Genomic DNA, 12,075 nt, shown 5'->3' with positions numbered 1-12,075 from the left:
GAAATATCCAAAATTTCTGTCCATGACGGTCTCATTTATAACATGGTTTAATAGGAATATGCCGTTGTTAACAGATAGAGGCTGGTCAAATAAGAAATTTTCACTATCTTCATCCCCAAAATCGAACATCATAACCAAAGAATATTCTGCCATGATTCATACCATACTCGATACAGACCTTTACAAATTCACCACCTCGTATGCCTACATCAAATTGTTTCCCTATGCCATGGGCACTTTCAGCTTCAAGGACAGAGACGACACCGCCTATACGGACACGTTTCTGAAGGAACTGCAAGAGGCGGTGGACAGCCTGGCACAGACCGTACTTACTGCCGAAGAGCTGGAATACATGACCCGCCACTGCCGTTTCCTGCCGAGGGTCTATTGGGAGTGGCTCTCCTCCTTCCGCTTCCAGCCGGAGAAGGTAAGCATCCATCTGGACGAGGACCGGCACCTGAACATTGAAATCACGGACTATCTGTACAAGGCCACCCTTTACGAAGTCCCCCTGCTTTCCATCGTATCCGAAATAAAGAACCGTTCTTTGGGAAACGTGGCCGACATGGACGGCATACTCTGCAAACTGTCCGAAAAGGTGGCACTCTCCAACCGACACCAGCTGTATTTTTCGGAGTTCGGCACCCGGAGACGCTTCTCGTTCGAGGTACAGGACAAAGTCATAGACCGTCTGAAGGAAGCCGCCGAATACTGTACCGGGACTTCCAACTGCCACTTCGCCATGAAATACGGCATGAAGCCTATGGGGACGCATCCGCATGAATGGTTCATGTTCCACGGCGCACAGTTCGGCTACAAACACGCCAACTATATGGCCTTGGAAAACTGGGTGAACGTGTACGACGGTGACTTGGGCATCGCACTGTCCGATACCTATACCTCCGGCATTTTCTTAAGTAACCTGAGCCGCAAGCAGGCCAAACTATTCGACGGTGTACGCTGCGACTCCGGCGATGAATTCGACTTCACCGACAAGCTCGTTGCCCGCTACCGCGAACTGGGCATCGACCCTACCACTAAAACCATCGTCTTCAGCAATGCGCTCGACTTTGGCAAGGCACTCGACATCCAGGAGCATTGCAGGGGCAAAATCCGCTGCTCCTTCGGCATCGGCACCAATCTGACGAATGATACCGGATTCAAGCCCTCCAACATCGTAATGAAACTGACGCAATGCAAGATGAACGTCAACCAGGAATGGCGCGAATGCGTGAAGCTGTCCGACGATGCAGGAAAGCATATCGGCAGCGAAGCGGAAGTACGGGCATGTCTGTATGATTTAAGGCTCGGACAGCAAATAGAACCCCTATGCTGAAAACAGCTTCCCGGCGGTTAGCGATAAGTGCTTACTGTCTTTTCCTTTTGTAGGCAAACTCTTGCCATTTCTCCTCCGGCCAGTCCTGCCGCTGCATCTCCATGCGGGCCATGACGAAGAACAAGTCCGAAAGGCGGTTGATGAAGCGCAGAATATCCTCGTTCACGGGGTCTTGGCGATGGAGTGTCCACAAACGGCGTTCGGCACGGCGGGCCACGGTACGGGCAAACTGCAGTTGGGCTGATATGGGAGTGCCACCAGGCAAAAGGAAGTAGCCGTTGTCCGTCAGCAGGACGGTCATGGCATCCATCTCCTGCTCACAGCGCAGCGTGAGCTCTGCGGCAGAAAGCGGATTAGGGTTCACCACTCCCGAGGGAGTGGCCACATGGCTCATTACCACCATCAGTTCCCGCTGGACAGCATGCAGCAACTCCTGCCAACCATCTTCTGCTGCCAGCATGGAGCGCACGATACCAATCACGGCATTCAATTCATCAAGACATCCGTTTGCCTCGATACGGATGTCATCTTTCGGCACACGCGCGCCACCATGAATACCCGTTGTTCCTTTGTCTCCAGTTTTGGTATAGACTCTTTTCATACTCTATTTGATAAATCAGTAGGGTCTTCCAAAGAAGACAAGCGATAAGTATTCAGTTTCATAATCATAATATATTTAAATGAAAACAAAGATACTCCACTATTTCAAGAACACAAACGAAATTACATAAAATATCAATGCGCTATTTTAGAGTTCACCGAACAAAGCCATTACATCCACCTCGCCCCAATACAGATGCGTATAACTGGCTATCAAGTTCTTATAGCGAAAGACGGGAGTGGTTACCTTCCCTCCTTTGGCATTGTAGACCTGCGCTATCGAGGGAGGAAGACTGCACGCACCACCTTCTTTTCCATCAGTTTCGGGCACGGCAAACTGCGTATAATGGAATTCGTGTCCTTTAAGCCGCCATCCGTTATAGTCGAACCGGCGGTATCCCAATGTCAGTTTCCTGCGTTTACGCTCGTTTGTAACGCTGAAAGGTAATACTCCTACCATCTCATTTCTGATATTGCCTACACTGCTCCCGGCGTTTCTTCCATCGCTTCCGCTGCTTCTCCCGCCATCTCCGGCGATTCTTCCATCGGTATCAAAACTTCCCCCGTCCATATCCCCATCAGAAAGAACGGACTGCGAAAGATATATCATCCCCCCGCATTCCGCCAGCGTCCTGCCACCGGCCTCTATATAGCTGCGGATAGACTCCCTGGCAAGCCTTGCCCCGGCAAGTTCCTCCAGACGGTTCTCGGGATAGCCGCCGGGCAGATAGAGCAAATCCGTCTCTTGCGGAACAGCCCGGTCCTGCTCCGGATTGAAGAAAGTGACCGTGCCCATACGGCGCAGAATATCCAGATGTTCCGCATAGAGGAAGGAAAAGGACTCTTCGTTGCGCGCTACCGAGATATGCAGCTTCCCCGGCTCTGATAGTATCGGCTTCTCCTCCACAGCCGCCGCAGGCAATGGAAGCCCGGTTGTCGAGAGCAGCAGTTCCCAGTCCACATGTTCCTCCAGCAAGCCTACCAGCATGTCCAGCCCCTCCGTCTCCTTAGAACGGCTGAAATCCAGCCCCAGATGGCGTGACTCCTGCTCCAGTTCCTTCTGCTTGGGCAGATAGCCCAGACAAGTCACGTTCAAGTCTTCACAGACCTCCTGCAGCATCCGGTAGTGGCGGAGCGAGCCGACACGATTGAAGATAACTCCCGCAATACGTATATCCGGACGGAAATTGATGAACCCCGACAACAAAGGAGCCATGGAATAGGCAGCCGACTTGGCATCAACCACCAGCACCACAGGAATACCCAAGAGCCGTGCCACTTCTGCCGACGAGCCCCGGTCGCGGTCGTACCCGTCGTACATCCCCATCATCCCCTCGACCACGGCAACATCCGCATCCGCCGAATAGCGTGCATACAGACTGCTTACGTGCTCCTGAGATGCCATGAAAGTATCCAGATTGACGGAAGGACGGCCGCATACCGCCTCGTGATACTTAGTATCTATATAATCGGGACCGCACTTGAAAGGCTGCACCTTCAGACCTTTCTTCACAAACAATGCCATCAGTCCACGACTGACGGTGGTCTTTCCACTGCCCGATGTAGGGGCGGCTATGAGAAACTGAGGAATGGAATCCATTATGAAGCTATCAAATTAAATATTTTCCTCCTGCAAAGGTAAGCATATCTCCGACAAAAGTTTTATCTTAGCTGCGAAAATAAAACATACCACCATGATAACCGAAGAACTTAAGAAACTCTACATCGCACATACCGGACACGAACCGGAACAGATTGACGAACTCCCCTCCTCCGGCTCCAACCGCCGTTACTTCCGCCTCATCGGAAGTCCTACACTTATCGGCGTCAGCGGAGAGTCTGTGGAGGAGAACCGCGCCTTCCTCTACATGGCAGAACATTTCCGCCAGAAAGGACTGCCCGTACCGCAAGTGTTCATCCGCTCCGAAGATGATATCTATTATCTGCAAGAAGACCTGGGCGACTCGCTCCTATTCAATGCCATCGAGAAAGGCCGCAAGACCAGCGTATTCGGTGAGGAAGAGAAACAGTTGCTGCGCAAGACCATCCGTCTGCTGCCCGCCGTACAGTTTGCCGGAGCCGACGGCATGGACTTCTCCTACTGCTACCCGCAGGCAGAGTTCAACAGCCGCAGCATTCTGTGGGACTTGAACTACTTTAAATACTGCTTCCTCAAGGCTACGGGAATGGACTTCCAGGAAGACCGGCTGGAGGATGACTTCCAGAAGATGGCAGACGTGTTGCTCCGTAGCAGCTCCGCCACCTTCATGTACCGCGACTTCCAGAGCCGTAACGTCATGATAAAGGACGACGAGCCGTGGCTCATCGACTTCCAGGGCGGACGCAAAGGTCCGGTCTACTACGACGTTGCCTCCTTCTTGTGGCAAGCCAAAGCAAACTATCCCGACAGCCTGCGCAAAGAGTTGCTGAAGGAATACATCGACGCCCTGCGCAAGTACCAGCCCGTGGACGAGGCTTATTTCTATGCCCAGCTTCGCCACTTCGTATTGTTCCGCACCATGCAGGTGCTGGGTGCCTATGGTTTCCGCGGTTACTTCGAGAAGAAGCCCCACTTCATACAAAGTGTCCCCTTCGCCATCGAGAACCTTCGCCAACTGCTCCAAGAACCTTATCCAGAATATCCCTACCTCTGCCGGATTCTGCGCGAACTCACCGATCTGAAACAGTTTACAGACGACCTGCAAAAGCGTCGCCTCGTGGTGAAAGTCACCAGCTTTGCCTACAAAAAAGGTATCCCCGAAGATTCCACGGGCAACGGAGGAGGTTTCGTCTTTGACTGCCGCGCTGTGAACAACCCCGGCAAGTACGAGCGTTACAAACCCTTCACGGGACTGGACGAACCCGTTATCCGCTTCCTGGAAGACGACGGCGAGATAGCCGTATTCCTGGAGCATGCCTACGCCCTTGTCGACGCTTCCGTGAAGCGCTACATGGAACGCGGCTTCACCAATCTGTCTGTCTGCTTCGGCTGCACCGGCGGACAGCACCGCTCCGTGTACTCGGCACAACACCTGGCGGAACATCTGCACAAGAAGTTCGGCGTGCAAGTGAACCTGATACATAGAGAACAGAATATTGAACAGACGTTTAAGGCCAAAGTTTAATGTGCTAATGTGAGAATATGCCAATATGAAAGCCATGATTTTCGCCGCCGGCCTGGGCACCCGGTTGCGCCCCTTGACGGACCACATGCCCAAGGCCCTCGTTCCCGTAGCAGGAAAGCCCATGCTGGAACGGGTGATACTGCGGTTGAAGGAAGCAGGATTCAACGAGATAACGGTCAATATCCACCACTTCGGGGAGCAGATTATCGACTTCCTCCGTGCCCACGACAACTTCGGCACGGAGATTCACATCAGCGACGAACGCGGCATGCTGCTCGACACCGGAGGAGGCATCAAAAAGGCACGCCCCTTTCTGGACGGACAAGAACCTTTTCTGGTGCACAACGCGGATATTCTGACGGACATTGACCTTGCAGGTCTCTACCGCCACCATCTGGAGAGCGATGCGGAGTCTACCCTGCTTGTGAGCGAGCGCAAGACTTCCCGCTATCTCCTTTTTGACGACGACTACCACCTGCACGGCTGGATAAACAAGTCCACCGGAGAGGTGAAACCGGCAGGCTTCGACTACCGGGAAACGAAGTACCGGGAACTCGCCTTCGGAGGAATCCATGTCATCTCACCCTCCCTCTTCCGCCTGATGGACGATGGGCAGTGGAACGGCAAGTTCTCCATCATTCCTTTCTACTTGTCCGCCTGCACAAAGGTGCACATACAAGGCTATCCGCTGCAAGAATTCCGCTGGTTCGACATCGGCAAACCGGAGACACTGGCACAAGCGGAGGAATACTACAAACAAAAATAACAAGTAATGTAAAGCAGCCTGACATTACTTGTTAGCTCTCTTTACATTACTTGTTATCAAATCAACCTATGTACCATAGATTATCTATGGTGAAACTACGCCAGTGCCAGTATCAGCAACTGAGCCGTCAGCACCCGCAGGAACATAGCCAGCGGATAGACCGTGGCGTATCCCACCGCAGGGGCATCGCAGGATGTCAAGTCCGAGGAATAGGCCAATGCAGGTGGATTGGTGTTAGCTCCGGACAGCACACCTATCAGCGTATAGTAGTTCAGCTTCCAAAAATAGCGCCCCATGAATCCTGTCACCAGCAACGGGACAACCGTGATGATGGCCCCATAGCCAATCCACACATAGCCGCCTTCGTAGATAATGGTATCGATGAATCCCTTTCCTGCACCCAACCCCACGCAGGCCAGGAACAAGGCGATACCGATTTCGCGTATCATCAGATTGGCACTCATCGTCGTGTAGGTTATCAGCTTATATTGAGGCCCGAAACGGCTGATGAGGATGGAAACCACCAACGGTCCGCCGGCCAGTCCCAGTTTCACGGGTTGGGGAATGCCGGGGAACATGAACGGCAGACTGCCCAAGATACATCCCAGGGCAATACCCAGGAAGATAGGAATCAAGTTGGGATGGTTGAGACGCTTCAGCGAGTTACCCAGCACCTTCTCCGCATGACTCACGGCAAGCTCGCTGCCTACAATCGTCACACGGTCTCCCATCTGCAACTGCAAGTGGGGAGTTGCCACCAGGTCCACGCCCGAACGGTTGATACGGGTGATGCAGGCACCGAAGTTGTTACGTATCTTGAGCTGAGACAGAGACTTGCCGTTCAGTTCCGGCTTGGTGATGAGGATGCGGCGTGAAATCAAGTTCTTGTCCTCCCGTTCCCACTCCACCGAAATTTTTCTTCCGAAGAAGGCAACAATGGCCTCCACATCTTTCGGGTTGGCAATGAACAGAATTTCATCCTGCATGTGCAGCACTGTATCGGCATTCGCCAGTTCTGTTTCCTGACTGCCGGTGTGCCGGATGCGGGAGATGACAAACGCACGGTTCAACAATGGTTTCACATCTCTGATCCGCTTGCCGTCTATTGCCTCATTGCGTATCTCTACCGATATGGGACGCACGGTCAGCTCCTGCAGATGGCCCAGCCCGTGCTCGGCATCCTCCTCTTCTTTTTGGGTGTTAATCCGCATGAAAATCTTCAAGGCTAGCAGCGCCAGGATGCAGCCCACCACACCCAGCGGATAGGCAACGGCATATCCGAGTGCGATTTCCGGAGCATCCACCCCGTTGAGGTCACTGTTTGCCTGCTGGGCAGCACCCAAACCGGGGGTATTGGTCACGGCTCCGGACAAGATACCCACCATCGTAGTAATGGGAATTCCGGTGGCAAAGTGCAATACAATGGTGATAACCACGCTGAGGAAGACGGAAAGCATTGCTACCATGTTCAGCGTAAGTCCGCCCTTTTTGAAAGCGGAGAAGAATCCCGGTCCCACTTGCAGACCGATGGAATAGACAAACAGTATCAAGCCGAACTCCTTCAGGAAGTGCAGCAGATGTTCGTCGAGGTTCATGTCGAAATGTCCGAAGACAATGCCCACAAACAAAATCCAGGTGACACCCAGCGAGATGCCTGCCACCTTCAACTTGCCCAGCATGATACCGAAGGTGATGACCAGGGACAGAATCAGGACAGAGTGTGCCACTCCTCCGCCCCAAAGATTGGGATAACCCTCAAAGAGGTTTCTTAATAGTTCCATAGTTTCTATCTTTAGTTTTTAGTTTTTACTTTTCAACCTTACTGTTTAATTCTTAATTCTCTATTTAAAAAGTGTATCCCCACAGAAATCACTTCTCCGGGGATACGCATTTCACACATAAAAAATAACTACTATTATAAAGGCATGTTGCCGTGCTTTTTCGGTGGATTGCTCTGATTCTTGTTGTGCGCCATCTCCAATGCCTGCACTAGCTTGTAGCGGGTATCGCGCGGCATGATGACCTCATCTATGAGGCCACGCTCGGCGGCGCGGTAAGGGTTGGAGAACTTGTCTTCATACTCCTTGATAATCTCCTGCTTCTCTTCGGCAGAGGACTTGCGGTAGAGGATGTTCACTGCACCCTCGGCACCCATCACGGCGATTTCCGCCTGCGGATAAGCCAGGTTCACGTCGGCACCCGTCGGCTTGCTGGACATCACGATGTAGGCGCCGCCGTATGCCTTGCGGGTAATCAGCGTTATCTTGGGCACGGTAGCCTCAGCGTAGGCATAGACAATCTTGGCGCCGTGGCGGATGATGCCGTTGTGCTCCTGCATCGTTCCGGGCAAGAAGCCGGGAACATCTTCGAAGGTTATCAGCGGGATGTTGAAGCAGTCGCAGAAACGAATGAAACGTGCCGCCTTGTCGCTGGCATCAATATCGAGCACACCCGCCAAATAGGCAGGCTGGTTTGCCACGATACCTACCGAACGCCCGTTCAGACGACCGAAACCGATAACGACGTTCTTGGCAAAGTGAGGCATCACTTCGAAGAAGTACTGGTTGTCCAGCACCGGTTCTATAATATCCTTGATGTCATAGGGCATGTTCGGGTCTTCGGGGATAACGGTCTGAAGCGTCTCTACCCGGCGATGGATATCGTCGGAGCAGGGAGTGAAGGGAGCATCTTCCATATTGTTGGACGGCAGGAAGCTCAGCAGCTCGCGGATGCTCATCAGTGTCTCCTCCTCCGTATTGCACATGAAGTGAGTAACGCCGCTCTTGCTGCTATGCGTATAGGCACCGCCCAGTTCCTCCTTGTCCACCTCCTCGTGGGTCACGGTCTTTACCACGTCCGGACCGGTGATGAACATGTGGCTCTGCTCCTTTACCATGAAGATAAAGTCGGTAAGCGCCGGAGAGTAGCATGCCCCACCGGCACACGGACCCAGAATGGCAGATATCTGCGGAATGACACCCGACGCAATGGTGTTCTGATAGAAGATGGAGGCATAGCCTGCCAAGCTGTTCACACCTTCCTGGATGCGTGCGCCGCCCGAATCGTTGAGGGCAATGACGGGAGCACCGTTCTTCAGGGCAAGCTGCTGCACCTTCACAATCTTTGCGGCATTCGTCTCGCTGAGCGAACCGCCATGCGCCGTGAAGTCGTAGGCATAGACAAATACAAGGCGGCCGTCTATCTTTCCGTAACCGGACACCATGCCGTCTCCGGCAATCTGCTTCTTCTCCATGCCGAAGTTGGTGCAGCGATGGTTCACGAACTTGTCCAGCTCATTGAACGAGCCTTTGTCCAGCAGCATGTCAATACGTTCGCGGGCAGTCATGCGGCCGGAGGCGTGTTGTTTCTCTATCTTGTCTACGCCCCCACCCAGCGAGGCACGTTTGTCCAGTTCCTCAAACTGGCGGTATATTTCTTCTCTGTTCATATCTGCATTTACAATTTAGTGATTTATAATATACGGACTGAATGCGACTCGGGATTATTCCTCCTTTATCAACTCCAATTCAATCAATACCTGGTTGGCATTCACCGGTTCGCCCTCGCTCACGAGAATGTTGCGGACGATGCAGTCGGCATTTACCTTATAGTTACTCTGCATCTTCATGGCTTCCAGCACCACGGCAATGTCTCCGGCAGCCAGTCGGTCGCCCACCTTGACGGGAATGCTTACCACCTTGCCCGGCATCGGAGCCAAAATCTTGTCGCCCTGCTTCTCGTCGGCTCCTTTCTTCATGTGCAGATACTTGGCTTGCGTGTCTACAATGTCTACGTGGAAGGAACGCTGGAGCATGCTGATGTCATAGCTCTTTCCTCCCTCGCCGCGCACAAGGCCTGCGTTGAACGAGTTTCCGTTGTGCAGGATGGAGCAACTTCCGTTCTCCGCCATCACAATGTCCACTTCGTAAGGCTTTCCGTCAATGGTAAGCTGAACCTTATTTCCTTCCTTACCCACCAGGGTAATGTCTGCTATACGGTCTCCTATATGTATTTCCATTATTAAATCTCCATTATCAATTTTCCATTCCTTAAATCCTAAGCACTCCCTTCTGCAAGCCGAATTCCCTCCAACGGCTGATGGGGCGGCCATCGGACAGCTGTGCCGAAACGTTCTCCTCCAGATTAACCAGATAGTCCATATAGGCGGCTATCATGGCAATGTTCTCCAACTCTTCGTTGGTGGTATTGGTGCGTACCAGCATGCGGGCGTTCTTCTCGATAAAGAGGGTGTTGTACTCTCCCTTCACAAAGTCGGGCACGTGCATGATGCGCTTCAGATAGGCAAGGTTGGTCTTTACGCCCGTAATCTTGTACTCGTAGAGCACACGGCGCATACGCTCGATGGCATACTGGCGGGTGGTTGCCCATACGATGAGCTTACCTATCATAGGGTCGTAGTAGATGGGAATCTCATAGCCGTCGTACACATAGCTGTCTATACGCACACCGATTCCGTTCGGCTCCGTCAGTTGCTTGATGACACCGGGAGACGGCATGAAGTTGTTTTCCGTATCTTCGGCACAGATGCGGCACTCTATGGCATGACCGCGCTGGAACAGGTCCTCCTGCTTGAGGTGCAACACCTCGTCGTTGGCAATACGGATTTGCTCTTTCACCAGGTCTACGCCTACCACCTCTTCCGTGATGGGGTGCTCCACTTGCAGGCGCGTATTCATTTCGAGGAAATAGAAACGGCGGTTCTTGTCTACCAGAAACTCGATGGTACCTGCACCGGAGTAGTTCACTGCCTTTGCTGCGGCAACCGCTTTCTCTCCCATTTCCCGGCGCAATTCCGGCGTAAGGAAGGGTGACGGGCTTTCTTCTACCACCTTCTGGTTGCGGCGCTGCACGGAACATTCGCGGTCGAAAAGGTGGATAACGTTGCCGTGGTTGTCGCCCAATATCTGGAACTCGATGTGATGCGGTTCTTCCACGAACTTCTCCAGATAGACCGTGTCGTCTCCAAAGGAGGACATGGACTCGGAGCGTGCCGTGTTGTAGGCTTCCACCACTTCGCTCTCGTTATGGATAAGGCGCATACCTTTACCACCGCCACCCATAGACGCCTTCAGCATCACGGGGTAACCTATCTCGTTGCAGATACGCACGGCTTCTTCGGCACTCTGCAAAGGTTGTTCCGTTCCGGGAACCACGGGTACGCCTGCCGCAATCATTCGCTTGCGGGCAGCTATCTTGTCGCCCATCGCCTCCATCGTCTCGGCAGCGGGACCGATAAAGATAATCCCTTCCTCCTTGCAACGGCGTGCAAACTCCGAGTTCTCCGACAAAAAGCCGTAACCCGGATGGATGGCATCGGCACCGCATCGCTTTGCCGTGGCAATCACTTTTTCAATATTCAGATAACTCTCTTTTGCCACGGCCGGTCCTATCGGATAAGCCTCATCGGCATATGCCACATGATGAGAAGTACGGTCGGCATCGGAAAAGACGGCAACCGTAAGCAGTCCCATCTCCCGGCACGAACGCATGACGCGCAAGGCAATCTCACCTCTGTTAGCAATCAATACTTTCTTAATCATTTTACTTTTTCTTTAATATATAAAGGATATATATAGTCACACCACAATGCGGACATACCTTCAACAAAGGCATTCCATTTCTTGTTTAAATGTTCAACTAATATCTTCGTACTGTCTTCCTAACCCACGAGCAAAGGCAGCCTTTAATGAATGGCAGGTCTTCTGACTGACTCCTAATCCTGAAGCCTTCCCGATATTTCAATGCATATCAGTGGCAAGGGTGTTTTTCATGATATAAACGGAGCTTCACAGCAGCGGGACTGTCCGGGATTTACACCCGATTCCCTTTTAATCCAGATGATGGAAACATGCATCCGGAACCAATTCGCGGGCAAAGATAACAAAAATTATCAGGAGTATTCGCAAACCTAATAGTTTTTGTTATCTTTGTCCCAGTTTTGGTTTCACCTCTCCCGGTTCTGTTGGAGATGAGTGATGAAAAAGGGAATCAGGTGCAAATCCTGAACAGACCCGCTGCTGTAAGTCCTTCCAAAATCTTTGAATATTCTACAAGCCACTGTCCGCCCGGCGGATGGGAAGGCATTCAAAGAGGGATAAGTCAGAAGACCTGCCAAGACAACATAGTTTTAGTGCTTTCGGGGAATAAAGCAACAAAACATCGAGTCGGGGCATTCTTTATCCATATAAAGGAATCTTTCTCTTTGTTCATTTTTTCCTTGAGGGCAA

At 52.2% G+C, this 12,075-nt stretch carries 9 protein-coding genes and 2 riboswitches; of the genes, 3 read left to right on the top strand and 6 right to left on the bottom strand.

Going from position 1 to position 12,075, the window contains the following annotated elements:
* Window positions 1-151 precede the first annotated feature (151 nt).
* Window positions 152-1,336, top strand: a complete 1,185-nt coding sequence (gene pncB / locus CSD97_RS11515) for a nicotinate phosphoribosyltransferase (RefSeq protein ID WP_005829296.1) — start codon at window positions 152-154, stop codon at window positions 1,334-1,336.
* A gap of 31 nt (window positions 1,337-1,367) precedes the next feature.
* Here pncB and CSD97_RS11510 read toward each other — a convergent pair whose 3' ends face one another.
* Both CSD97_RS11510 and CSD97_RS11505 read right to left on the bottom strand, forming a co-directional pair.
* Window positions 1,368-1,937, bottom strand: a complete 570-nt coding sequence (locus CSD97_RS11510; RefSeq protein WP_022401002.1) for a cob(I)yrinic acid a,c-diamide adenosyltransferase — start codon at window positions 1,935-1,937, stop codon at window positions 1,368-1,370.
* Window positions 1,938-2,084: 147 nt separating this feature from the next.
* On the bottom strand, window positions 2,085-3,536 hold the full coding sequence (locus CSD97_RS11505) for a cobyrinate a,c-diamide synthase (protein ID WP_098032420.1): 1,452 nt from the start codon (window positions 3,534-3,536) through the stop codon (window positions 2,085-2,087).
* 94 nt (window positions 3,537-3,630) lie between these two features.
* On the opposite strand from CSD97_RS11505, the gene CSD97_RS11500 reads away from it, so the two are divergent.
* The gene (locus CSD97_RS11500) at window positions 3,631-5,061 is read left to right on the top strand and encodes an RNase adapter RapZ (protein ID WP_098032419.1); all 1,431 of its coding nucleotides are present in this window, start codon (window positions 3,631-3,633) and stop codon (window positions 5,059-5,061) included.
* A gap of 25 nt (window positions 5,062-5,086) precedes the next feature.
* A complete protein-coding gene (locus tag CSD97_RS11495; protein ID WP_098032418.1) occupies window positions 5,087-5,827 on the top strand; it encodes a nucleotidyltransferase family protein in 741 nt (246 codons plus the stop codon).
* A 95-nt stretch (window positions 5,828-5,922) separates the two neighbouring features.
* On the opposite strand, the gene CSD97_RS11490 is transcribed toward CSD97_RS11495, so the two are convergent.
* The 4 genes from CSD97_RS11490 to accC all read right to left on the bottom strand — a co-directional run bounded on the left by CSD97_RS11490 (window position 5,923) and on the right by accC (window position 11,388).
* Window positions 5,923-7,608, bottom strand: coding sequence for a putative transporter (locus CSD97_RS11490; protein ID WP_009038541.1), 1,686 nt, complete (start codon window positions 7,606-7,608; stop codon window positions 5,923-5,925).
* 134 nt (window positions 7,609-7,742) lie between these two features.
* Window positions 7,743-9,275 (bottom strand): acyl-CoA carboxylase subunit beta, encoded by a 1,533-nt coding sequence (locus tag CSD97_RS11485; protein WP_022401007.1) that lies wholly within the window; start codon window positions 9,273-9,275, stop codon window positions 7,743-7,745.
* 54 nt (window positions 9,276-9,329) lie between these two features.
* Window positions 9,330-9,845, bottom strand: coding sequence for an acetyl-CoA carboxylase biotin carboxyl carrier protein subunit (locus tag CSD97_RS11480; RefSeq protein WP_005836686.1), 516 nt, complete (start codon window positions 9,843-9,845; stop codon window positions 9,330-9,332).
* 31 nt (window positions 9,846-9,876) lie between these two features.
* Window positions 9,877-11,388: an acetyl-CoA carboxylase biotin carboxylase subunit gene (accC, locus tag CSD97_RS11475; protein ID WP_098032417.1), complete on the bottom strand. Its 1,512-nt coding sequence runs from the start codon at window positions 11,386-11,388 to the stop codon at window positions 9,877-9,879.
* Between the two features lie 134 nt (window positions 11,389-11,522).
* Window positions 11,523-11,728, bottom strand: a riboswitch (cobalamin riboswitch).
* Between the two features lie 42 nt (window positions 11,729-11,770).
* Window positions 11,771-11,979, top strand: a riboswitch (cobalamin riboswitch).
* The last annotated feature ends 96 nt before the right edge of the window (window positions 11,980-12,075 follow it).

Origin of the sequence: Bacteroides sp. AR29, from assembly GCF_900217715.1 — a bacterium.
GTDB classification, from domain to species: Bacteria; Bacteroidota; Bacteroidia; order Bacteroidales; family Bacteroidaceae; genus Bacteroides; species Bacteroides uniformis.
This window is presented reverse-complemented; position numbering and strand designations above follow the sequence as displayed.

Coding starts and splice junctions, on each gene's coding strand:
- pncB (WP_005829296.1), top strand. CDS start 152: ATGATTCATACCATACTCGATACAGACCTTTACAAATTCACCACCTCG.
- CSD97_RS11510 (WP_022401002.1), bottom strand. CDS start 1,937: ATGAAAAGAGTCTATACCAAAACTGGAGACAAAGGAACAACGGGTATT.
- CSD97_RS11505 (WP_098032420.1), bottom strand. CDS start 3,536: ATGGATTCCATTCCTCAGTTTCTCATAGCCGCCCCTACATCGGGCAGT.
- CSD97_RS11500 (WP_098032419.1), top strand. CDS start 3,631: ATGATAACCGAAGAACTTAAGAAACTCTACATCGCACATACCGGACAC.
- CSD97_RS11495 (WP_098032418.1), top strand. CDS start 5,087: ATGAAAGCCATGATTTTCGCCGCCGGCCTGGGCACCCGGTTGCGCCCC.
- CSD97_RS11490 (WP_009038541.1), bottom strand. CDS start 7,608: ATGGAACTATTAAGAAACCTCTTTGAGGGTTATCCCAATCTTTGGGGC.
- CSD97_RS11485 (WP_022401007.1), bottom strand. CDS start 9,275: ATGAACAGAGAAGAAATATACCGCCAGTTTGAGGAACTGGACAAACGT.
- CSD97_RS11480 (WP_005836686.1), bottom strand. CDS start 9,845: ATGGAAATACATATAGGAGACCGTATAGCAGACATTACCCTGGTGGGT.
- accC (WP_098032417.1), bottom strand. CDS start 11,388: ATGATTAAGAAAGTATTGATTGCTAACAGAGGTGAGATTGCCTTGCGC.